Here is a 23374-nt window from a genome sequence, read left to right as displayed (position 1 = left end):
GTTAATCCGTTATTTTACCCTTTTCCACGGTGAACATCTTCGAATTTTTGTCCGACATGTCCATTACGTGCTCAGCGCTGATTGCGCTGACGAAAACCTGCGACTGCGTGGCTTTTAAGCGGCTGGCAAGCAGCCCGCGCCGCGCGTCATCAAGTTCCGAGGCAAAATCATCTATCAGATACAGACAGCGTCTCCCGCTTTCGCGGGTTAAAAACTCCCCCTGCGCCAGTCGTAGCGCGCACATCAGGAGTTTAAGCTGCCCGCGTGACAAAGTATCTTCGACCGGCGCGCCATCGGCACGAATGCGGAAATCCGCTTTGTGCGGGCCGTGGGCGGTGTAGGTCAGCATGCGGTCACGCTCAAAGTTTCTCTCCAGCACTTCGGAATAATCCGTTTCTTTCTCCCAGCCGCGCTGGAAGGAGAAGGTCAGAGAGAACTCAGGTAAAAACTGTTTACAGGTATCCGCCATGTCTTCGACGATAGCGGCGCTATATTCGGCACGCCAGCGACTGATTTGTTCCGCCAGCGGAATCAGTTCCAGATCCCAGGGGCGTATCTGCGCATAGCGGCTGACCTGGCGCAGCGCGGCATTACGCTGCTTCAACAGGCGCTTCAGATTGCTCCAGGCGGTAAAGAATCCAGCTTCATTGTGAAAGCATCCCCAGTCGAGGAACGCTCTTCTGTATTTGGGGCCGCCGTTGAGTAATGTAAACCCCTCCGGTGTAATCAGCTGCATCGGCATCAGGTGCGCCAGCTCCGCCACTTTGTGGCCATCGGTGCCGTCAATACGCACCTTGCTGTCGCCCTGCTTGTCTTTGGTCAGACCGATGGAGGTCTCACGCTCTTCGCCCTGCAGACGCCCGTGCAGCACAAACGACTGCTGCTCGTGGCGAATCACCCGGCCAATTTGCAGGCTGCGAAACGCCCTACCGTGGCCGAGCGTATAAATGGCCTCCAGCACGCTGGTTTTGCCGCTGCCGTTAGCGCCAACCAGGAAATTAAAGCCGGGGGATAAAGCGAGATCCGCATTCTCAATGTTACGGAAATCTTTGATTAGCAGGCGCGTTAGTGACATATCCGGGGTTCTTCAGGCCAGGGCGTAATCGGCGCAGCCAGTTTCAACGCGGACTGCGCACAGACCCTGGAGCGTACACGAAGTACGTGACAGGGGCGAGCACAGCCCAGGTTGAAAATGGCAAGTAAGATAGCCCGATATTCTTTACAAGCGCATAGGCATGACAACGTAGGCGGCCGATTGTGACGCCGCATCCTCAATCTGCACGCTCGATACCGAATCGGTCAGCAAAATACGCACATTTTCGCACTTCAGCGCATTAAGCACATCCAGCACGTAGCTGACGTTAAAGCCGATTTCCATCTCGCTGCCGGAGTAAGAAACGTCGAGAATCTCTTCCGCTTCTTCCTGTTCCGGGTTATTGGCGGTGATTTTCAGCTGATTTTCGCTGACGTACAGGCGCACGCCGCGGAATTTTTCGTTCGACAGAATCGCCGCGCGGGCAAAGGCCTGCTTGAGAATATCGCAGCCCGCATCCAGATGTTTATCCGGATTCTTCGGCAATACCCGGCGATAATCAGGGAAACGACCGTCAACCAGCTTCGATGTGAAGATAAAATCACCGACATGGGCGCGAATATTGTTGCTGCCAATCTGCACGCGCAGCGGCGTATCGCCGCCATCAAGCATGCGCATCAGCTCAATCACCCCTTTACGCGGCACGATCACCGAATGGTTCGGCAATGATTCACCCAGCGGCATTGAACAGACCGCCAGACGGTGGCCATCGGTAGCCACGGTACGCAGTTCGTCACCTTCGGTTTCAAACAGCATGCCGTTTAAGTAATAACGCACATCCTGATGGGCCATCGAAAACTGGGTGGCTTCAATCAGGCGCTTCATGGTCGCCTGCGGCAGGGTCAATTCGACTTCACTCTGCCAGTCATCAAGATTCGGGAAATCGGCAGCGGGCAGGGTCGACAGCGAAAAACGGCTGCGCCCGGAACGCACCAGCATCCGATCGCCTTCCAGCTGAACGGCAATCTCCGCGCCTTCGGGCAGGCCGCGGCAAATATCAAAGAATTTTCGCGCCGGAACGGTCGTTGCACCCGCCTCATGCGGATGAATCAGCGCAACGCGCGCCACCATTTCCATTTCGAGGTCCGTACCGGTCAGCGACAGCGCGCCATCCGAGACCTGAAGCAGCAGGTTACCGAGAATGGGCAGCGTCGGACGCCCCCCTAAGGGACCGCTCACCTGTTGCAGCGGTTTTAATAAATGTTCACGTTCTACGGTAAATTTCATAGCGTCACGAGGATAATGTTCTGATTAAATTGGAAAAGTCTTCTTTAATATCGTGGCTTTCTTCACGCAACTGCTCAATTTTACGACAGGCGTGCAGCACGGTGGTATGGTCGCGACCGCCAAACGCATCGCCGATTTCCGGCAAACTGTGGTTGGTCAGCTCTTTCGCCAGCGCCATCGCCATCTGGCGTGGACGCGCCACCGAACGGGAGCGGCGTTTCGACAACAGGTCCGCTACCTTAATCTTGTAATACTCCGCCACCGTCTTCTGAATATTGTCGATGGTGACCAGTTTTTCCTGCAGCGCCAGCAGATCGCGCAGCGCTTCGCGCACGAAATCGATGGTGATCGCCCGGCCGGTAAAGTTGGCATTAGCGATAACGCGGTTCAGCGCCCCTTCCAGCTCACGTACGTTAGAGCGTAGACGCTTGGCGATAAAGAATGCCACTTCTCCCGGCAGACGAATGTCGTTTTCGTCGGCTTTTTTCATCAGGATCGCCACGCGGGTTTCCAGCTCAGGCGGCTCGATCGCCACCGTCAGCCCCCAGCCAAAGCGGGATTTCAGACGATCCTCAACACCATTGATCTCTTTCGGATAGCGATCCGAGGTGAGAATGATCTGCTGATTACCTTCCAGCAGGGCATTAAAGGTGTGGAAAAACTCTTCCTGAGAGCGCTCTTTATTGGCAAAGAACTGAATATCATCGATCAGCAGGGCGTCGACGGAGCGGTAGTAGCGTTTAAACTCTTCAATGGCGTTGTTCTGTAAGGCTTTAACCATATCCTGAACAAAACGCTCCGAGTGCATATAGACCACTTTGGCGTTGGGTTTGCGCGCCACAATGCCGTTACCGACCGCGTGCAATAAGTGGGTTTTACCCAGACCGGTACCGCCATAAAGGAATAAAGGGTTATAGGCGCCGCCTGGATTATCGGCAACCTGACGCGCCGCCGCGCGAGCCAGCTGGTTAGATTTACCTTCAACGAAGTTGTCGAAGGTGTGCTTAACGTTAACGTTAGAGCGGTAGGTCGGCTCCGCTGGCGCCGGGACGTTATCCCAGCCGGGACGCACGATCGTTGGCGCGACGCGCGCCGTCTGAACCTGCGCTGCCGGTGTGGCGGTCGCAACATGCGTATTTATCGCGCCGCGTTGCGCCTGCACTGCCGGGCGGGTCCCGACTTCAAATCGCAGCTGTGGGGCATCAGCACCGCAAAAATCATTGAGGAGTCCATTGATATTATTGAGGTATTTATCCCTTACCCAATCGAGCACAAAACGGTTTGGCGCATACAGTGCCAACGTGTTATCGCTCAATTCCGCCTGCAACGGGCGTATCCACATACTAAATTCTGTGGCTGGTAACTCATCCTGCAATCGGGCAAGACACTGCTGCCAAAGCGAAAGTGACACGGCGGACTCCACTCGAACATAAAATCGATATAAAGAAAAAAAGAAACAATCGTGATTGTTGGCACACGTCGACAAGACCCGGCATTGGCCGAAAAGCCCCTGCACAAAAGGGGTGACGCGCGAACCGCTATCTGCGGTATTTATCCGATGCGGATCGGTGGATCGCGATCGGGACCGGGGATCATAGCCTAAACTGAGAAAGATATCTTGTATTTCTCAACAGATTCTTCCCTGTTTATCCACAGGAAGGATCGAAGACGGGTAAGTGTAATCGATCCGCAGAGCGGTGAGGCACGATTTCGCCCACATATTGGAAAATTTAATGAGATCGGTTGGTTTAGGGCCTAAACGATCTAACAAAGATCCTTTGCGATCCTTGCGCTTTACCCGTCAGGCCGTATAATCCCCCACCCGGCGCGTAATGCCCGTTTTCCGTCGCCTGTCGCAGGTCATTTTTTGTGCGACAAGATGCGAGAAATAAGGAAAGAGAATTGACTCCGGAGTGTACAATTATTACAATCCGGCCTCTTTAATCACCATCGCTGCCGCGTAAGTCGTTCGAAGTTTGTTCGGGTCTACGCAAAAGTCAGTGAAATTATTCAAGTTTAGGTAGAAACCGCCATGAAACGCACTTTTCAACCGTCTGTACTGAAGCGCAACCGTTCTCACGGCTTCCGTGCACGTATGGCTACTAAAAATGGTCGTCAGGTTCTGGCACGTCGTCGTGCTAAAAGCCGTGCTCGTCTGACCGTTTCCAAGTAATAAAGCTAACCCTGCGTGGTTAAGCTCGCATTTCCCAGGGAGTTACGTTTGTTAACTCCCAGTCATTTCACTTTCGTCTTCCAGCAGCCACAACGGGCTGGCACGCCGCAAATCACCATCCTCGGCCGCCTGAATTCGCTGGGGCATCCCCGCATCGGTCTTACCGTCGCCAAGAAAAACGTCAAACGCGCACATGAACGCAATCGGATTAAACGTCTGACGCGGGAAAGTTTTCGTTTGCGTCAACATGAACTCCCGCCAATGGATTTCGTGGTGGTGGCAAAGAAAGGGGTTGCAGACCTCGATAACCGTGCTCTCTCGGAAGCGTTGGAAAAATTATGGCGCCGCCATTGTCGCCTGGCTCCCGGCTCCTGATAGGCCTTATTCGGGTCTATCAGCGCCTGATTAGTCCGCTACTCGGGCCGCATTGTCGTTTCACGCCAACCTGTTCAAGCTACGGAATTGAGGCATTGCGCAGATTTGGAGTGATAAAAGGCAGTTGGTTGACAATGAAACGCGTATTAAAATGCCACCCTTTACACCCTGGTGGTGACGATCCCGTCCCGCCTGGACCATTTGATACCAGAGAACACTAACGATGGATTCGCAACGCAATCTTCTTATCATCGCTTTGTTGTTCGTGTCTTTCATGATCTGGCAAGCCTGGGAGCAGGATAACAATCCTCAGGCTCAGCAACAGACCACGCAGACTACGACCACAGCAGCGGGTAGCGCCGCCGACCAGGGCGTACCGGCCAGTGGCCAGGGGAAACTGATTACGGTAAAAACCGATGTGCTTGAGCTGACCATCAACACCCGCGGTGGTGATGTGGAGCAAGCGCTGCTTCCGGCGTACCCGAAAGCACTGAAGTCGACTGAACCGTTCCAGTTACTGGAAACCACGCCACAGTTTATCTATCAGGCTCAAAGCGGCTTAACCGGTCGTGATGGCCCGGATAACCCGGCTAATGGAGCCCGCCCGCTGTATAACGTCGATAAAGATGCGTTTGTGCTGGCGGAAGGCCAGGACGAAATCGTCATTCCGCTGACGTATACCGATAAAGCTGGCAACGTCTTCACCAAAACCTTCACGCTGAAACGCGGTGATTATGCGGTGAACGTGGGTTATAGCGTGCACAACGCTGGCGAAAAACCGCTGGAGATTTCTACCTTCGGTCAGCTGAAACAGACGGCCAACCTGCCAACCGCCCGCGATACGCAAACCGGTGGTCTGTCTACGATGCACACCTTCCGTGGTGCCGCGTATTCAACGTCTGAGTCGAAATACGAAAAATATAAATTCGATACCATCATCGATAACGAAAACCTGAACGTCAGCACCAAAGACGGTTGGGTAGCGATGCTGCAACAGTATTTCACCACCGCATGGGTGCCGAGTAACAACGGCATCAACAGCTTCTACACCGCCAACCTCGGCAACGGCGTTGTCGCCATCGGCTACAAATCGCAGCCGGTGCTGGTACAGCCAGGTCAAACCGACAAGCTGGAAAGCGTGCTGTGGGTCGGCCCGGCCATTCAGGACAAAATGGCTGCCGTCGCGCCGCACCTCGATCTGACCGTCGACTACGGCTGGCTGTGGTTCATCTCCCAACCGCTGTTTAAGCTGCTGAAATTCATCCACAGCTTCCTCGGTAACTGGGGCTTCTCGATTATCGTCATCACCTTCATCGTTCGTGGCATCATGTACCCGCTGACCAAAGCGCAGTACACCTCGATGGCGAAGATGCGCATGCTGCAGCCGAAGATTCAGGCAATGCGTGAGCGTCTGGGCGATGACAAACAGCGTCAAAGCCAGGAAATGATGGCCCTGTATAAAGCAGAAAAGGTCAACCCGCTGGGTGGCTGCTTCCCGCTGATTATTCAGATGCCGATCTTCCTTGCGCTGTATTACATGCTGAGCGCCTCGGTTGAACTGCGTCATGCGCCGTTTATCCTGTGGATCCACGACCTGTCAGCGCAAGACCCGTACTACATCCTGCCGATCATCATGGGCGCGACGATGTTCTTCATTCAGAAGATGTCGCCAACGACCGTGACCGACCCGATGCAGCAGAAGATAATGACCTTCATGCCGGTCATCTTTACGGTGTTCTTCCTGTGGTTCCCGTCAGGTCTGGTGGTTTACTATATCGTCAGCAACCTGGTGACCATTATTCAGCAGCAGCTGATTTACCGTGGTCTCGAGAAGCGTGGTCTGCATAGCCGCGAGAAGAAAAAATCCTGATTCGGTGTAGGCCGGATAAGGCGAAGCCGCCATCCGGCAATGCGCGCCGGGTTGCCTGATGGCGCTAACGCTTATCAGGCCTACAATCAAAAGGCGGTCTAATGACCGCCTTTTTTTATTGCGATTTGAAGAGACATATCATGAGCCATAACGACACTATCGTCGCCCAGGCAACCCCACCGGGACGCGGTGGTGTGGGTATCCTGCGCATCTCCGGCCTCAAAGCACGCGACGTCGCACAAGCGGTTCTCGGCAAGCTGCCAAAGCCGCGCTACGCCGATTATCTGCCTTTTAAAGATACCGATGACACGCCGCTGGATCAGGGTATTGCGCTATGGTTCCCCGGCCCGAACTCCTTTACCGGTGAAGACGTTCTGGAACTGCAGGGCCACGGCGGCCCGGTGATTCTGGATCTGCTACTGAAACGAATCCTGACGCTGCCAGGCGTGCGTATCGCCAGGCCAGGGGAGTTCTCTGAACGCGCGTTTCTTAACGATAAGCTCGATCTCGCCCAGGCAGAAGCGATTGCTGACCTGATTGACGCCAGTTCCGAGCAGGCGGCACGCTCGGCGCTGAATTCGCTGCAGGGCGCCTTCTCTGCCCGGGTGAATCATCTGGTGGAAGCGCTGACCCATCTGCGTATCTATGTCGAAGCCGCTATCGACTTCCCGGATGAGGAAATCGATTTTCTCTCCGACGGTAAAATCGAGGCCCAGCTCAACGGCGTGATCGCCGATCTTGATGCCGTTCGCGCTGAGGCCCGCCAGGGCAGCCTGCTGCGCGAAGGCATGAAGGTGGTTATCGCCGGTCGCCCGAACGCCGGGAAATCGAGCCTGCTGAACGCGCTGGCCGGGCGCGAAGCCGCGATCGTGACCGATATTGCCGGCACCACCCGCGATGTGCTGCGCGAGCATATCCATATCGACGGCATGCCGCTTCATATTATCGATACCGCAGGACTCCGCGATGCCAATGATGAGGTAGAACGCATCGGCATCGAACGCGCCTGGCAGGAGATAGAACAAGCCGATCGGGTCCTGTTCATGGTCGACGGTACCACCACCAGCGCCGTCGACCCGGAGGAAATCTGGCCAGACTTTATCGAGCGTTTACCGGCGAAACTGCCGATTACCGTGGTCCGAAACAAAGCTGACGTCACCGGCGAAACGTTGGGTATCAGTGAAGTGAATGGCCACTCACTGATTCGGCTGTCGGCGCGTACCGGTGAGGGCGTAGAGGTCCTGCGCAACCACCTCAAGCAGAGCATGGGCTTCGATACCAACATGGAAGGCGGTTTCCTCGCCCGCCGTCGCCACCTGCAGGCGCTGTCAGAAGCCGCCGGTCATCTGCAGCAGGGCAAAGCGCAGCTGCTTGGCGCCTGGGCTGGCGAACTGCTGGCCGAAGAGCTACGGCTCGCGCAGCAGGCGCTGAGCGAAATCACCGGTGAATTTACCTCTGATGACCTGCTGGGGCGCATTTTCTCCAGCTTCTGTATCGGCAAGTAACGCTTCACCGGCACGCAAGAGTGAGCATCAACTAACCTGCATCAACTTAATGTTTATGCAGGTTTTTTTATTGCCCTGCCAGGGACCTGATCTTTAATCTCGTGTCCCCTACGACTTAAGGTTGCTTCCGGCCACGCGGCATCATTAAATGCGATGAGAACTTCGCTACAGGATACCGCCATGACTTCTGATTACACCGTTATCGAGACCGTCCCGTCGGCAGAGGATTTTTGCCGTTTACGACTGATCGCCGGCATGTCGCCGCGCCCGCTGGAGGGGGTGAAAGCAGGGCTGCCGCGCAGCTGCTATGGCGTGCACATTGTCTGGCAAGGTGTTCCCGTGGGCATGGGGCGCATCGTTGGCGATGGCGCGGTGAATTTCGACATCGTCGATGTGGCGGTCGATCCTGCGCACCAGGGAAAAGGGCTGGGCAGAGCGATCGTGGAAAAGATAGTCAGCTGGCTGGACGCTAACGCCTGCCAGGGCGCCTATGTCACGCTGGTCGCCGACGTCCCCGAACTGTATGCGAAGTTTGGTTTTACTTCCGTGCGCCCGGCCAGCGACGGCATGGCCAAAGTCTGGTAATCCCTCGCAGAACGCAGCGAGGGTTTTTCCTTTCAGGAAATCATTGTTGTCCAAATGGCAACTCGTACTGCCGCGCAATAGCCATTACTCTGTACGCCTCTATTCTTGCGGGGGTCCTATGGCACGCTTTCTTATCTGCAGTTTTGCGCTGGTTTTACTCTATCCATCCGGTATCGATATGTATCTGGTGGGTTTGCCGCGTATTGCGCAGGACCTCGGCGCCAGCGAAGCGCAGCTGCATATTGCGTTCTCGGTTTACCTGGCGGGCATGGCCGCCGCAATGCTGTTTGCCGGCAGAGCAGCCGATAAATCCGGGCGTAAACCGGTCGCCATATTCGGTTCGACGACGTTTATTCTGGCCTCGCTGCTCTGTGCGCAGGCGCAGAGCAGCGATCTCTTCCTGGCGGGGCGTTTTATCCAGGGCATCGGGGCCGGGAGCTGCTATGTCGTCGCTTTCGCCGTGCTGCGCGATACGCTCGACGATCGCCGTCGCGCCAGGGTACTGTCGCTGTTAAATGGCATCACCTGTATTATCCCGGTCCTGGCACCCGTTCTGGGTCACCTGATTATGCTGAAATACCCGTGGCAGAGCCTGTTCTACACCATGACCGGCATGGGGGTGATGGTCGGCCTGCTCTCGCTCTTGATACTGCGGGAAACGCGGCCGACGGCCCCTGCGCATACTCTCGCCGGGCAGAACCCTGCCATGGAGTCACTGCTGAACCGCTTTTTCCTCAGCCGTATCGTCATTACGACCCTCAGCGTAACGGCTATCCTCACCTACGTTAACGTCTCCCCGGTATTAATGATGGAAGAGATGGGGTTCGATCGCGGACACTATTCGATGGCGATGGCCTTAATGGCGCTGGTCAGCATGACGGTGTCGTTCTCAACGCCCTTTGCGCTCACCCTGTTTAAGCCGCGGACGTTGATGCTGACGTCCCAGGTTATGTTTTTTATTGCCGGGACTTTGCTCAGCCTTGCCACCAGCCAGACGGTAACCATGCTCGGTCTGGCGCTGATTTGCGCCGGCTTCTCGGTGGGTTTTGGCGTGGCCATGAGCCAGGCCCTGGGGCCATTTACTCTGCGGGCAGGGGTTGCCAGCTCGGTACTGGGCATTGCCCAGGTTTGCGGCTCGTCGCTGTGGATTTGGCTGGCCGCCATCCTCGGGTTAAGTGCGATGAATATGCTGATCGGGATTCTCATTGCCTGTAGCATAGTGAGTCTTGTTCTGATTCTGGCCGCGGCCCCTGTCCGGGTTGCGCAACATAATGAAGAAACCCCTGTCGAGTCTCGATCTTAATTTATTACTCTGTCTGCAGCTTCTGACCCAGGAGCTCAGCGTGACCCGCACGGCGAAACGCATGAACGTTTCGCCGTCGGCGGTGAGTAAATCATTAGCTAAACTGCGCGCCTGGTTTGACGATCCGCTATTCGTCAAAACGCCGCTCGGGCTGTCGCCGACGCCATTGATGACCAGCATGGAGCAGGATCTGGCGGACTGGATGCAGATGGGTAACCAGATCCTCGACAAACCCCACCACATCATGCCAAGCGGCCTGAAATTCGAACTGGCGGCGGAAACGCCGCTGCTGATGATTCTGTTTAATTCGCTGTCGCAGCAAATCTACCAGCGCTATCCCCAGGCGCTGATCCGCTTGCGCAACTGGGACTACGACTCGCTGGATGCAATTATTCGCGGTGAGGTCGATATCGGCTTTTGCGGACGTGAAACGCATCCGCGCTCACGGGAGCAGCTCAGCCAGCTGCCGTGGTATATCGATTTTGAAGTCCTGTTTACCGACCTGCCTCAGGTCTGGCTGCGCGCGGATCATCCGGCGCTCAATGAAGAGTGGAATCTGGCGACCTTTCTACGTTATCCCCATATCAATATCAGCTGGGAGCAGAGTGATACCTGGGCGCTGGACGACGTTCTTCACGATCTGGGGCATAAACGCACCGTTGCGTTAACCCTGCCGGGGTTTGAACAATCGCTGTTTATGGCCGCCCAGCCAAATCACACGATGCTGGCCACCGCGCCGCGTTACTGCCATCACTATAACCGACAGCACCATCTACCGCTGGTGTCGCGCCCGCTTCCGCTGGAGCCGCTATTGCTGGAGAAAACGCGGGTGCCCTTTACCCTGCTCTGGCACAAACGCAACAGCGACAACCCGAAGATAGTCTGGCTCAGAGAAACGTTTAAGCGACTCTATGCGGACCCCCTCTGACGCAATTTATCCTGCCATCTCTGTCTGACTGCGCAAGAAATTGTAAAAATCGCGCAAATCACTTTTCAAGGGGGGATTTCCGCATTAAAACCTATCAATACCAGGTGATAATAGATCCTCACAACTTTTTCTCTGACCATTAATCACGGAGCGACGAATGGCAACGCATTTTGCAAGAGGGATACTCAGCACCAGGGAGCCGCTATCGACACGACTGTCCGCGGCCTGCCATCAATCCGCACAGCGCTTGCCAGAATACCGCCAGGCCCGCTATCGCGCATCACGTTCACTGCTCGCCGAACTGTTATTTATGCTGTATGGCATTAGCGAGCTCCCCGAAATCATCAGCGAAGAGAACGGCAGACCCGTTTTTCGCGATCCCCACCTGCCCCGATTTTCCATTTCCTATGCCGGAAACATTGTCGGCGTAAGCCTGACGACGGAAGGCGATTGCGGGCTGGATATGGAGCTTCAGCACGCCTCGCGCGGCATCCACCCGCTGCACGACGCCAACCGCGACGTATTCAGCAGCAATGAGAATTTATGGATTAACATCCAGAACGACCCTGACGAAGCCCGCGCCCAGCTGGTGGCGCTGCGCCGGAGCGTGCTGAAGTTGACCAGTGAAGCCCCGGTCCATCTGCAGCTGCTCCCCGGCGCGGGTCGGCTACGGACCACCAACATACTGCCTGTAGAAGCCCTGTGCGATGCAGAAACGCTACTGGTCTGGTCGATCGCCGCCACGCCCGCCATCGGCCGGCTTAAAGTCTGGGAATACAATAGTCAGGAAGGCTGGCGTAGTCTGCCGGATGCACCGGTGCGCGCGAAAGAGTCCTCTGCCCGTCTGATGCGCTTTACCAGCCTGCCCATAGAAAAAGCACTCTCCCTCAACTGACCGGTCCGTCCGGCCACCATGATGCAAAGGAGCAATCATGTCTGATACGTTGAAAGTTGTTACGCTACTCGGAAGTCTGCGCAAGGGGTCTTTTAATGGCATGGTCGCACGCACCCTGCCAGGCATTGCGCCGGCGGGCATGGAGATCGCCGCGCTGCCGTCGATTGGCGACATTCCGTTATATGACGCGGATATCCAGCAGGAAGACGGATTTCCGCAAAGCGTGCAGGATATTGCGCAACAGATTCGCGAAGCCGACGGCGTTGTTATCGTTACGCCCGAATATAACTATTCCGTTCCCGGCGGCCTGAAAAACGCGATTGACTGGTTGTCGCGCCTGCCAGAACAACCGCTGTCCGGGAAACCGGTTCTGATTCAAACCAGCTCGATGGGCGCGATTGGCGGCGCGCGCTGCCAGTATCACCTGCGTCAAATTCTGGTGTTCCTCGATGCGATGGTGATGAACAAACCTGAGTTTATGGGCGGCGTGATTCAGAACAAGGTCGATCCGCAGTCGGGAGAGGTGGTTGATCAGAGCACGCTCGATCATCTGAGCGGACAGCTGAGCGCCTTTGGCGAGTATATTCAGCGAGTGAAAGCGTAAAAAAAGCCCGGCAGCGCTGTGGACTGCCGGGCTTTTCATGATGCGCGACGCTTAGTGTGCGTCGATAAACACGATTTTCAGCACGAACAGCAGCGAGACGATAATCACGCACGGACTGAGATCGCGCAGGCGACCGGTACCTATCTTCATCACGCAGTAAGAGATAAAGCCTAACGCAATCCCTTCGGTAATCGAGAAGCTGAACGGCATCATCACGGCGGTCACAAAGGCCGGCACCGCTTCCGTCAGATCGTCCCACTTCACGCGCGACAGGCTAGATGTCATCAGCACGCCCACATAGATCAGCGCGCCAGCTGCGGCATACGCCGGCACCATGCCCGCCAGCGGCGACAGGAAGATAACCAGCAGGAACAGAATCCCCACCACCACCGCCGTCAGGCCGGTACGTCCGCCCACGGAAACACCGGAGGAAGATTCGATATAGGCGGTCACCGAAGAGGTGCCGATAAAGGAGCCTGCTACCGATGAGATGCTGTCGACAAACAGCGCCTGTTTCATGCGCGGGAATTTGCCTTTTTCATCGGCCAGACCGGCTTTATCGGTCACGCCGATCAAGGTTCCGGAGGAGTCGAACAGGTTGACCAGCATAAAGGAGAAGATGATCCCCGCCAGACCGAGGTTCAATGAACCGGCCAAATCCACATGGCCAATCACCGACGTAATGCTCGGCGGAGCGGAAACAATACCGGTGTAGTGAACATCGCCCAGCATCCAGCCCAGCAGCGTCGTGACGATGATGGAGACCAGCACCGCAGCATGAATGTTACGCGAGGCGAGAATAGCGATAATAAAGAAGCCGAGAATCCCCAGCAGCACGCTATGGGAGGTCAGGTTGCCGATGCTCACCAGCGTGTCTTTGTTTGCGACGATCACGCCGGCATTTTTCAGCCCCATCATGCCGATAAACAGCCCGATGCCGCTGGTGATCCCCACGCGCAGGCTGACGGGAATATTGGCGATCATCCAGTAACGTACGCGGAAAATCGTCAGCAGCAGCAGACCGACGGCGCCCCAGAAGATAGCGCCCATTCCCACCTGCCACGGCAGCCCCATCGCCTGGACGACGACAAAAGCGAAGAAGGCGTTCAGCCCCATTGCCGGCGCCAGCGCAACCGGCAGGTTAGCAAACAGCCCCATCAGAATACTACCGAAGGCGGCGATCAGGCAGGTCGTCACAAAGACAGCGCTGGTATCCATACCCGCTACGCCAAGAATTTGTGGGTTAACGAAAACAATGTAGACCATTGTCAAAAAGGTGGTGAAACCTGCTATCGCTTCGGTACGTGCCGTCGTGCCGTGCTCACGTAGTTTGAATACGCGCTCCAGCAGACCCTGGCCAGAAGACTGGCTGGTTTGTTGTTGACTCATTATCGGTTTCCGAACAAAAGGAGGGAAAATTCGTCGCTATCCTATACCAAAATGCGACACCGGGGGCAGTTGTATGGTAATTTTTTTCATTGTATTTGCCTGTACGGCAACGATTGCGTCTTGTGAACAGGCAGGACGAAAACGTTAACTTGTTAAAATGGAAACGGCATGTCCCAAATAGAAGCCCTGTTTTTCGACTGCGACGGCACGCTGGTCGACAGCGAAGTGATCTGTTCGCGCGCCTATGTTCACATGTTCAAAGCATTCGGCATTACGCTGGATTTAGACGAGATCTTTAAGCGTTTCAAAGGCGTAAAGCTCTACGAGATCATTGATACCATCAACGAAGAGTACGGCGTCAATCTACAAAAACCAGAGCTCGAACCGCTCTACCGTGCCGAAGTCGCGCGCCTGTTCGATTCTGAACTGGAAGCGATTGCCGGAGCGGAAACGCTGCTGGATGCGGTCAGCGTGCCGATGTGCGTGGTCTCTAACGGCCCGGTCAGTAAAATGCAGCACTCGCTGGGAAGAACCGGCATGTTGCGCCATTTTCCCGACCGACTGTACAGCGGTTACGATATTCAGCGCTGGAAACCCGATCCGGCACTGATGTTCCATGCGGCAAAAGCTATGAACGTTAACGTCGAGAACTGCATTCTGGTGGATGATTCCAGCGCAGGCGCTCAGTCCGGGATTGAGGCGGGAATGGAAGTGTTTTACTTCTGCGCCGATCCGCACAACAAACCGATCGATCATCCCAAAGTGACGACCTTTACCGATTTAGCACAGCTGCCCGCATTGTGGAAAGCGCGTGGCTGGAACATTACGCGATAATTGCCGGAGCCCTGGAGGCAGCTTACCGCGCCTCCGTAGCCCCGGTAAGCGTAGCGCAACCGGGGAGCCGTGGTGATTACTCTTTCGGGTCTTTACCCGCCAGCAGCTTATCCAGCTCGTCGCCGCCAACGTGACGGAAATCCTGGCCCTTCACGAAGTAAAAAATATATTCGCAAATATTCTGGCAACGATCGCCGATACGCTCGATAGAACGGGCGCAGAACAGCGCGGTCAGCACGCTTGGAATCGTACGTGAATCTTCCATCATATAGGTCATCAGCTGACGCACGATGCCCTCATATTCCTGATCCACCTTCTTATCTTCGCGATAGATACGCACGGCCTCGTCAAGATCCATGCGAGCGAAGGCATCCAGCACGTCATGCAGCATCTGCACGGTATGACGCCCCAGTGATTCCAGGCTGACCAACAGCGGCTGGTGCTGCTGGGAGAACTTCTCCAGCGCGGTGCGGCAAATTTTATCCGCCACATCACCAATACGTTCCAGCTCGGCGATAGTCTTGATAATCGCCATGACTAAACGCAGGTCGCTGGCGGTTGGCTGACGCTTGGCGATGATGCGCACGCAGGCTTCATCAATAGCCACTTCCATCATGTTGACCTGCTTATCGCCATCAATCACGCGTTTTGCCAGATCGCTGTCCTGATTATGCATCGCCGTGATCGCATCAGACAGCTGCTGTTCCACCAGCCCACCCATGGTCAACACCTGGGTGCGGATATACTCCAGTTCTGCATTGAACTGGCCGGAAATATGTTTGTTAAGATTTAGGTTGTCCATGGTGTCTCCTGAATGCCCAACGGGTTAGTTCCTGTGAAAGCAGAAGGGCAATCAACCGTAGCGGCCAGTAATATAATCTTCAGTTTGTTTCTTCGCGGGCTTAGTAAACAGATCGTCCGTGTTACTGAACTCAATCAGCTCGCCAAGATACATAAATGCCGTATGGTCTGAACAACGCGCAGCCTGCTGCATGTTGTGGGTAACGATAACGACGGTGTAATCCTGTTTCAGTTCGGTGATCAACTCTTCAATGCGTCCGGTGGAGATCGGGTCCAGCGCTGAACACGGCTCATCGAGTAACAGCACTTCCGGGCGAATCGCGATGCCGCGCGCGATGCACAGGCGCTGCTGCTGACCGCCGGAGAGAGAATATCCGCTCTGATGCAGTTTATCTTTAGTTTCGTTCCATAATGCGGCTTTGGTCAAAGCCCACTGCACGCGCTCGTCCATATCGGCACGCGACAGCTTTTCAAACAGACGAACGCCAAAGGCGATATTGTCATAAATCGACATCGGGAATGGCGTCGGCTTCTGGAATACCATGCCGACTTTGGCACGCAGCAGAGCGATATCCTGAGTATTGGTCAGGATGTTATCGCCATCCAGCAGGATTTCGCCTTCCGCGCGCTGCTCCGGGTAGAGCTCGAACATTTTGTTGAACGTGCGCAGCAGGGTCGATTTACCGCAGCCTGACGGGCCGATAAACGCCGTAACCTGGTTTTTGGTGATATCCAGGTTGATGTTTTTCAGGGCATGGAATTTTCCGTAGTAGAAGTTCAGATTACGAACTGAAAGTTTACCCGGGGTCGCATTCGCCATACTCATCAATCTCTTCCTCATTCGGCGCCGCATTTCGCCGCGCCGCAAAAATTAACCGTGTTTATTCTTCGCGAAAACCACGCGCGCCAGAATGTTCAGCAGCAATACGCACAGGGTGATAATCAGTACCCCGGCCCATGCCAGTTGCTGCCACTCCGCGAACGGACTCATGGCAAATTTGAAAATGGTCACCGGCAGATTGGCAATCGGCTGCATCATATCGGTGCTCCAGAACTGGTTGGAGAGCGCGGTGAACAGCAGCGGCGCCGTTTCCCCGGCGATACGTGCGATAGCCAACAGGATCCCCGTCATGATGCCGGAAACTGAGGCCTTCAGGGTGATCGCAGAAATCATTCTCCACTTCGGCGTGCCCAGCGCATAGGCCGCTTCACGCAGGCTGTCCGGCACCAGTTTCAGCATATTTTCGGTGGTACGAATCACGATAGGCACCTGCAGCAGCGCCAGGGCGATAACCCCAGCCCAGCCGGAAAAGTGCTGCATCTGTGCCACCACGATGGTATAGACGAACAGGCCGACCACGATGGATGGCGCGGAAAGCAAGATATCGTTAATAAACCGAATCACTTCCGCCAGCACAGACTTACGCCCGTATTCCGCCAGATAAATGCCCGCCATAATACCCAGCGGCGTACCGAAAATCGTCGACCACAGGATCAACAGGCCGCTACCGGCGAGGGCATTCGCCAGACCACCGCCCGCGGTGTTCGGCGGCGGGGTCATTTCAGTGAACAACGCTAGCGACATTCCATCGAAGCCGCGCGTAATGGTGGCCATCAGGATCCACACCAGCCAGAACAGACCAAACGCCATCGTCGCCATGGAAAGCGTCAGGGCGATACGGTTCTTCAGCCGGCGTTTAGCCTGCATTTTACGGCGGGACTCCGCCAGCTCAGCGGTCGTTTGCAATTCGATCGTTGCCATTAGCGTGCCCCCTCATTCTTAGCGAGGCGCATAATCATCAATTTAGACGCTGCCAGAACAATAAAGGTGATAACGAACAGAATCAGCCCCAGCTCCATCAGCGCCGCCACGTGCAGGCCGGTTTCCGCTTCGGCAAACTCATTCGCCAGCGCGGAAGTAATACTGTTCCCCGGCATATACAGCGAAGCGCTATCCAGCTGGTAGGTGTTGCCGATAATAAAGGTTACCGCCATCGTTTCACCCAGCGCGCGCCCCAGACCGAGCATCACGCCGCCGATAACCCCGTTCCTGGTAAACGGCAGAACGATACGCCAGATGACCTCCCAGGTCGTACAGCCGATACCGTAGGCCGACTCTTTCATCATCACCGGCGTTTGTTCAAAGACATCGCGCATAACGGCGGCGATGTACGGAATAATCATGATGGCCAGAATGACGCCCGCCGCCAGAATCCCGATACCAAATGCCGGACCGGCAAACAGCGCGCCCACAAACGGAATCGTCGACAAGATGTTGCCCACCGGTTCCTGGAAGTAGGTGGCAAAAAGCGGAGCAAAGATAAACAGGCCCCACATGCCGTAAACGATACTAGGGATAGCCGCCAGCAGTTCAATGGCGATGCCAAGAGGGCGTTTCAGCCAGGCAGGGGAGAGTTCCGTCAGGAACAGCGCGATACCAAAACTCACCGGAACGGCGATCAGTAGCGCAATAAATGAAGTGACCAGCGTCCCGTAGATAGGCACCAGCGCACCGAAAATCTCGTTGGGCGCATCCCACTCTTTGGTCCACAAAAAGGAAAAACCAAACTTCTGAATGCTTGGCCATGAAGAGATAATGAGGGAAACGATGATGCCGCCCAGCATCAATAGCACAATCAGCGCAGCCAGTTTAACCAGCACGCCGAAAATAATGTCACCCTTTTTCCCCGGAGGGTTAAATGCCGGCTTGGTTGCAGCCATAAGTTACTCTTTCTGTTTGGGCCTGGAAGCGTGCATTTTATCGAGCCTCCAGGCTAACGTAATGCTATACCCTAAATAATTCGAGTTGCAGCAAGCTTGTGAATCCCCAGGAGCATAGATTCACTATGTTCACTGGGGTAAGCAAGTGCAGCCAAGGCAGCTGCGGCTCAAAGTATGACGGGTATTTAGTACAGTGCTTTACCGCTGCTGTCTTTCACGTTGGTTTTCCATGCAGCGCGAACCTGCTGAACCACGCTTTCCGGCAGCGTTGCGTAATCCAGAGCGTTAGCTTCTTTACCGCCGTGTTTGTACGCCCAGTCGAAGAACTTCAGCACTTCAGCAGTCTGTTCTGGTTTGGTCGCAGCTTTGTGCACCAGGATAAAGGTGGTTGAGGTGATCGGCCATGCTTTCTCACCTTTCTGGTTAGTCAGATCCTGTGCGAAGGATTTGCTCCAGTCGATACCTTTAGCCGCGTTAGCGAAGTTATCTTCAGTCGGGCTGACCGGCTTGCCATCTGCGGAAAGCAGTTTGGTGTAGGCCAGGTTGTTCTGCTTAGCATAAGCGTATTCTACGTAGCCAATGGAGCCCGGCAGACGTTGAACGAAAGCGGCGATACCGTCGTTACCTTTACCGCCCAGACCGGTCGGCCAGTTTACGGTAGAACCTGCACCGATTTTCGATTTCCACTCTTCATTCACTTTGGACAGGTAGCTGGTGAAGACGAAGGAGGTACCGGAACCATCAGCGCGGCGAACCACGGCAATGTTCTGTGAAGGCAGCTTCAGGCCCGGGTTGAGTTTAGCGATCGCTTCGTCATCCCATTTTTTAATTTTACCGAGGTAGATATCACCGAGGGTTTTGCCATCCAGCACCAGTTCGCCGGATTTCACGCCAGGCAGGTTAACCGCCAGCACCACGCCGCCAATCACGGTCGGGAACTGGAACAGGCCTTCCTGAGCCAGTTTGTCATCGGCCAGAGGAGCATCAGAAGCACCGAAATCAACGGTGTTAGCAATAATTTGTTTTACACCACCGGAAGAGCCAATGCCCTGGTAGTTCACTTTATTGCCGGTTTCTTTCTGATAGGTATCAGCCCATTTGGCATACACCGGTGCAGGGAAAGTTGCGCCCGCGCCAGTCAGGCTTGCAGCTGCAAATGCAGAGAAAGCGCTCATCGATAAGGTCGCGGCGACAACTGTTGCGACGGTGGTACGCATAACGTTCATAATGTCTCCTGCTGGATTCGTAAATCGTTGTTTCGAGGCTATGGTGAGCAAAATAGGACAAAGAGGTGACAGTAAAATGTACGAATTATTACAGTTTTATGACACCCAAAAAGACAGCGGAGTGATGAAAATAAAAACAATATGAATCATAGCGTTACTTATTTAAGTGACCGCGGGATTGCAGAAAAATTTTCTTTTTATGACACTAAAAATCGTAGTCGAAGATGACGGTTTGTCATCAACCTCTTTCCGCCAGAGCGGTACAAAAGCGATCGCCAGAAGCCAAAAAGGGCCGCCGGATGGCAGCCCTTATACGATAGGTGTTGGCTTATTCTACGGTGACTGATTTTGCCAGGTTACGCGGCTGGTCAACATCAGTGCCTTTAATCAGCGCAACGTGATAGGCCAGCAGCTGTAGCGGCACGGTGTAGAAGATCGGCGCAATCACCTCTTCAACATGCGGCATTTCGATAATGTGCATATTGTCGCTGCTGTTGAAACCCGCCTCGCCATCGGCGAAGACATACAGCTGGCCGCCGCGCGCGCGAACTTCTTCAATGTTGGATTTCAGCTTCTCCAGCAATTCGTTATTCGGCGCCACGACGATCACCGGCATTTCGGCGTCAATCAGGGCCAGAGGACCGTGCTTCAGTTCGCCGGCCGCGTAGGCTTCCGCGTGGATATAAGAGATCTCTTTCAGCTTCAGCGCCCCTTCCAGCGCGATCGGATACTGATCGCCACGGCCAAGGAACAGCGCATGGTGCTTATCGGAGAAGTTCTCGGCCAGCGCTTCAATACGCTTATCCTGCGACAGCATCTGCTCAATACGGCTCGGCAACGCCTGCAGCCCATGCACGATATCATGCTCAACGGCAGCATCCAGACCTTTAAGACGCGCCAGTTTTGCCACCAGCAGCAGCAATACGGTCAGCTGAGTGGTAAAGGCTTTGGTCGAGGCTACGCCGATCTCAGTGCCCGCTTTAGTCATCAGCGACAAATCGGACTCGCGGACCAGAGAAGAACTCGCCACGTTACAAATAGCCAGCGATCCCAGATAGCCCAGCTCTTTTGACAGACGCAGCGCGGCCAGCGTATCCGCGGTCTCACCGGACTGGGAAAGCGTGATCATCAGGCTGTTGCGACGCACCGCCGATTTGCGATAGCGGAATTCAGAGGCGATTTCAACATCGCATGGTACGCCCGCCAGCGCTTCAAACCAGTAACGAGAAACCATGCCGGAGTTATACGAGGTACCGCAGGCCACTATCTGGATGTGTTCAACCTGAGACAGCATTTCGTTAGCATGCGCGCCCAGCTCGCTGAGATCCACTTCACCATGGTTGATACGCCCGGTGAGGGTGTTTTTGATGGCATTCGGCTGTTCGTAAATCTCTTTTTGCATATAGTGGCGATAAATACCTTTATCGCCCGCATCATATTGCTGGTTGGATTCGATATCCGGACGTTTTACTTCCGCGCCAGACTTATCAAAAATCACCACGGAGCGGCGGGTCACTTCGGCAATATCGCCCTCTTCGAGGAAGATAAAGCGGCGGGTCACCGGCAGCAGCGCCAGCTGATCGGAAGCAATGAAGTTTTCCCCCATTCCCAGACCGATGACCAGCGGGCTACCAGAACGCGCAGCCAGCAGAGTTCCCGGATCCCGGGCATCCATAATCACCGTGCCATAAGCACCGCGCAGCTGTGGAATAGTCCGCAGAACGGCGTCACGCAGCGTGCCGCCTTGCTTCTGCTCCCAGTTTACCAGGTGAGCAATCACCTCGGTGTCGGTCTCAGAGGCAAAGACATAGCCGCGGGACTGCAGGAGTTCACGCAGCGGTTCGTGGTTTTCGATGATACCGTTATGGACCACCACAATGTGTTCAGAAACATGCGGATGCGCGTTACCTTCAGACGGCTCACCGTGCGTTGCCCAGCGGGTATGGGCAATGCCCGTACCACCGTGTAACGGGTGCTCTTCTACCGCCTGAGCCAGCATCTGGACTTTACCGAGACGACGAACGCGGGACATATGCCCGGCGTTATCAACCACTGCCAGACCGGCAGAGTCATATCCACGGTATTCCAGACGACGTAAACCTTCGAGAAGGATTTCAGCAATATCACGCTGCGCGACTGCGCCAACAATTCCACACATAGTTAAATTTCCTGATAATGGCGTTATGCCATGCGTTGTCGCTGACCTGTATTTGCCCGCATTACGGGCGCCCCGAGCCTTGTAGAGAGTGGGGTTATTTTTATGGTCCTGCCTGCGGACGGGGACCTGTATTGATCCTCTCATCCTGGTTCGCCGGGCGGTTTCCCCCCGGCGACAATCCAAAAATTACTTCTTCTTCACCGGACGCTGCCAACCCTGTTTATGGACCTGCGGCACACGGCTTAAAACCAGTTCGTTGTCGGCAATATCGCGCGTGACCGTCGTACCGGCGGCAATCGTGGCACCTTTACCCACGGTCACCGGCGCCACCAGCTGGGTGTCGGAACCGACAAACACATCGTCGCCGATGATGGTTTTAAATTTATTCGCCCCATCGTAGTTACAGGTAATGGTACCGGCGCCGATATTCACATTGTCGCCGATTTCCGCGTCGCCGAGATATGAGAGATGCCCGGCTTTCGAGCCTTTACCCAGCCGCGCTTTTTTCATTTCTACGAAGTTGCCGACATGCGCGCCTTCCAGCAGTTCAGCACCTGGACGCAGGCGCGCGAACGGCCCGATGGTGCAGGCGGCCTGCAGATGAGCATCTTCCACCACCGAATACGGGCTTATCTCACAGTCATCGCCAATGGTGCTGTTTTTGATCACGCAGCCGGCGCCTATCTTCACGCGCTCGCCCAGTACCACGTTTCCTTCGAGGATAACGTTAGTATCAATCTCTACATCGCGCCCATGTTTCAGGGTACCGCGGAGATCGAAACGCGCCGGATCGCGCAGCATCACGCCCGCCAGCAGCAGTTTTTCCGCCTGTTCGGCTTGATAAACGCGCTCCAGACGCGACAGCTGCAGACGGTTGTTTACCCCTTCAACTTCGCTTAAGCGCTGCGGATGAACGGCAACGATTTCACGCCCTTCCTGATACGCCATGGCGATAATATCAGTGATGTAGTATTCGCCCTGCACATTGTTGTTCGTCAGCTTCGCCAGCCAGCGTTTTAAATCCGCCCCACCCGCGATCAAAATTCCGGTGTTAATTTCCTGAATCTGACGCTGCGCATCGCTGGCATCTTTATGCTCAACGATGCCGGTAACCTGGCCATTTTCACGGGTAATGCGACCATATCCGCTCGGATCGTCCAGTTTCACCGTCAGCAGGCCAATACCGCCCTGCGGCTTCGCCGCGCGCAGGCGTTGTAGCGTATCAACGGAAATCAGCGGAACATCGCCGTACAGCATCATGATGTCTTCATCATCACGGAAGAACGGCGCCGCCTGTTGCATGGCATGACCGGTACCGAGCTGTTCAGCTTGTAAGACCCAGTTAAGATTATCTTCATGCAGCGTCTGGCGCAGCAGATCGCCACCGTGCCCGTACACCAGATGTACGGCCGAAGCACCGAGATCTTTAGTTGCATCAATAACATGCTGCACCATTGGTTTCCCGGCCAGGGAGTGCAGCACCTTAGGAAGATCGGAATACATGCGGGTCCCTTTGCCTGCGGCAAGGATAACCACGCTCATCGCACTGTTTGACATACGCATCCTGACAACGATTAGAACGAAAAGTAAAAGCCTTTCACGTTGAAATATCTACATATTTTTCATCATGAAACGAGACGAGGATAAACCGCCCTGGCTCAACGCTATACACCATTTTATGGCGCTA

Annotated in this window: 22 protein-coding genes; 11 read left to right on the top strand and 11 right to left on the bottom strand. The window is 55.0% G+C overall.

The genetic code is table 11. The features are described from left to right. Nucleotide 1: 1 nt before the first annotated feature. The 3 genes from recF to dnaA form a co-directional block, all read right to left on the bottom strand. Complete coding sequence (gene recF / locus CWM52_RS13630) at nucleotides 2-1075, bottom strand: DNA replication/repair protein RecF (RefSeq protein ID WP_100684595.1); 1074 nt, start codon at nucleotides 1073-1075, stop codon at nucleotides 2-4. A gap of 144 nt (nucleotides 1076-1219) precedes the next feature. Next, nucleotides 1220-2320: a DNA polymerase III subunit beta gene (gene dnaN, locus CWM52_RS13620; RefSeq protein ID WP_100684593.1), complete on the bottom strand. Its 1101-nt coding sequence runs from the start codon at nucleotides 2318-2320 to the stop codon at nucleotides 1220-1222. Nucleotides 2321-2324: 4 nt separating this feature from the next. Then, nucleotides 2325-3731: a chromosomal replication initiator protein DnaA gene (gene dnaA / locus CWM52_RS13615; RefSeq protein WP_100684592.1), complete on the bottom strand. Its 1407-nt coding sequence runs from the start codon at nucleotides 3729-3731 to the stop codon at nucleotides 2325-2327. 621 nt (nucleotides 3732-4352) lie between these two features. Here dnaA and rpmH point away from each other — a divergent pair. The 10 genes from rpmH to CWM52_RS13565 all read left to right on the top strand — a co-directional run bounded on the left by rpmH (nucleotide 4353) and on the right by CWM52_RS13565 (nucleotide 12558). Beyond that, nucleotides 4353-4493: a 50S ribosomal protein L34 gene (rpmH, locus tag CWM52_RS13610; protein WP_004871828.1), complete on the top strand. Its 141-nt coding sequence runs from the start codon at nucleotides 4353-4355 to the stop codon at nucleotides 4491-4493. 15 nt (nucleotides 4494-4508) lie between these two features. Further along, the gene (gene rnpA / locus CWM52_RS13605; protein ID WP_049264554.1) at nucleotides 4509-4868 is read left to right on the top strand and encodes a ribonuclease P protein component; all 360 of its coding nucleotides are present in this window, start codon (nucleotides 4509-4511) and stop codon (nucleotides 4866-4868) included. Continuing rightward, nucleotides 4832-5089, top strand: coding sequence for a membrane protein insertion efficiency factor YidD (yidD, locus tag CWM52_RS13600; protein WP_100684591.1), 258 nt, complete (start codon nucleotides 4832-4834; stop codon nucleotides 5087-5089). The genes rnpA and yidD overlap by 37 nt, the downstream gene beginning before the upstream one ends. 2 nt (nucleotides 5090-5091) lie before the next feature. Continuing rightward, the gene (gene yidC / locus CWM52_RS13595; RefSeq protein WP_100684590.1) at nucleotides 5092-6738 is read left to right on the top strand and encodes a membrane protein insertase YidC; all 1647 of its coding nucleotides are present in this window, start codon (nucleotides 5092-5094) and stop codon (nucleotides 6736-6738) included. 140 nt (nucleotides 6739-6878) lie between these two features. Beyond that, nucleotides 6879-8243 carry a tRNA uridine-5-carboxymethylaminomethyl(34) synthesis GTPase MnmE gene (mnmE, locus tag CWM52_RS13590; RefSeq protein WP_100684627.1) on the top strand — a complete coding sequence of 455 codons (1365 nt, stop codon included), beginning with the start codon at nucleotides 6879-6881 and terminating at the stop codon, nucleotides 8241-8243. A 180-nt stretch (nucleotides 8244-8423) separates the two neighbouring features. Continuing rightward, complete coding sequence (locus CWM52_RS13585) at nucleotides 8424-8828, top strand: GNAT family N-acetyltransferase (RefSeq protein WP_100684589.1); 405 nt, start codon at nucleotides 8424-8426, stop codon at nucleotides 8826-8828. A 118-nt stretch (nucleotides 8829-8946) separates the two neighbouring features. Then, nucleotides 8947-10131: an MFS transporter gene (locus CWM52_RS13580; protein WP_100684588.1), complete on the top strand. Its 1185-nt coding sequence runs from the start codon at nucleotides 8947-8949 to the stop codon at nucleotides 10129-10131. After that, nucleotides 10100-11059, top strand: a complete 960-nt coding sequence (yidZ, locus tag CWM52_RS13575) for an HTH-type transcriptional regulator YidZ (RefSeq protein ID WP_100684587.1) — start codon at nucleotides 10100-10102, stop codon at nucleotides 11057-11059. Before CWM52_RS13580 ends, yidZ begins: the two co-directional genes overlap by 32 nt. 157 nt (nucleotides 11060-11216) lie before the next feature. Next, nucleotides 11217-11954, top strand: a complete 738-nt coding sequence (locus tag CWM52_RS13570) for a 4'-phosphopantetheinyl transferase family protein (RefSeq protein WP_100684586.1) — start codon at nucleotides 11217-11219, stop codon at nucleotides 11952-11954. A gap of 37 nt (nucleotides 11955-11991) precedes the next feature. Beyond that, nucleotides 11992-12558: an NADPH-dependent FMN reductase gene (locus CWM52_RS13565; RefSeq protein WP_100684585.1), complete on the top strand. Its 567-nt coding sequence runs from the start codon at nucleotides 11992-11994 to the stop codon at nucleotides 12556-12558. A gap of 51 nt (nucleotides 12559-12609) precedes the next feature. Here CWM52_RS13565 and CWM52_RS13560 read toward each other — a convergent pair whose 3' ends face one another. After that, a complete protein-coding gene (locus tag CWM52_RS13560; RefSeq protein WP_100684584.1) occupies nucleotides 12610-13947 on the bottom strand; it encodes an NCS2 family permease in 1338 nt (445 codons plus the stop codon). 168 nt (nucleotides 13948-14115) lie between these two features. On the opposite strand from CWM52_RS13560, the gene yieH reads away from it, so the two are divergent. Then, entirely contained in the window at nucleotides 14116-14781 is a 666-nt protein-coding gene (gene yieH / locus CWM52_RS13550; RefSeq protein ID WP_100684583.1) for a 6-phosphogluconate phosphatase, read from the top strand. Nucleotides 14782-14857: 76 nt separating this feature from the next. Here the strand turns inward: yieH and phoU are convergent, their stop codons facing one another. The 7 genes from phoU to glmU all read right to left on the bottom strand — a co-directional run bounded on the left by phoU (nucleotide 14858) and on the right by glmU (nucleotide 23244). Then, a complete protein-coding gene (gene phoU, locus CWM52_RS13545; RefSeq protein ID WP_004869199.1) occupies nucleotides 14858-15583 on the bottom strand; it encodes a phosphate signaling complex protein PhoU in 726 nt (241 codons plus the stop codon). 51 nt (nucleotides 15584-15634) lie between these two features. Further along, a complete protein-coding gene (gene pstB / locus CWM52_RS13540) occupies nucleotides 15635-16408 on the bottom strand; it encodes a phosphate ABC transporter ATP-binding protein PstB (RefSeq protein WP_004869200.1) in 774 nt (257 codons plus the stop codon). 45 nt (nucleotides 16409-16453) lie between these two features. Beyond that, nucleotides 16454-17344, bottom strand: coding sequence for a phosphate ABC transporter permease PstA (gene pstA, locus CWM52_RS13535; protein WP_100684582.1), 891 nt, complete (start codon nucleotides 17342-17344; stop codon nucleotides 16454-16456). Beyond that, nucleotides 17344-18303, bottom strand: coding sequence for a phosphate ABC transporter permease PstC (pstC, locus tag CWM52_RS13530; RefSeq protein WP_100684581.1), 960 nt, complete (start codon nucleotides 18301-18303; stop codon nucleotides 17344-17346). Before pstC ends, pstA begins: the two co-directional genes overlap by 1 nt. A gap of 185 nt (nucleotides 18304-18488) precedes the next feature. Further along, nucleotides 18489-19529, bottom strand: coding sequence for a phosphate ABC transporter substrate-binding protein PstS (gene pstS, locus CWM52_RS13525; RefSeq protein ID WP_100684580.1), 1041 nt, complete (start codon nucleotides 19527-19529; stop codon nucleotides 18489-18491). A 328-nt stretch (nucleotides 19530-19857) separates the two neighbouring features. After that, nucleotides 19858-21687 carry a glutamine--fructose-6-phosphate transaminase (isomerizing) gene (gene glmS, locus CWM52_RS13520; RefSeq protein ID WP_100684579.1) on the bottom strand — a complete coding sequence of 610 codons (1830 nt, stop codon included), beginning with the start codon at nucleotides 21685-21687 and terminating at the stop codon, nucleotides 19858-19860. 186 nt (nucleotides 21688-21873) lie between these two features. Next, the gene (gene glmU, locus CWM52_RS13515; RefSeq protein ID WP_100684578.1) at nucleotides 21874-23244 is read right to left on the bottom strand and encodes a bifunctional UDP-N-acetylglucosamine diphosphorylase/glucosamine-1-phosphate N-acetyltransferase GlmU; all 1371 of its coding nucleotides are present in this window, start codon (nucleotides 23242-23244) and stop codon (nucleotides 21874-21876) included. Between the last annotated feature and the right edge of the window lie 130 nt (nucleotides 23245-23374).

Origin of the sequence: Raoultella sp. T31, assembly GCF_002806725.1 — a bacterium.
Classification (GTDB): domain Bacteria; phylum Pseudomonadota; class Gammaproteobacteria; order Enterobacterales; family Enterobacteriaceae; genus Klebsiella; species Klebsiella electrica.
This window is presented reverse-complemented; position numbering and strand designations above follow the sequence as displayed.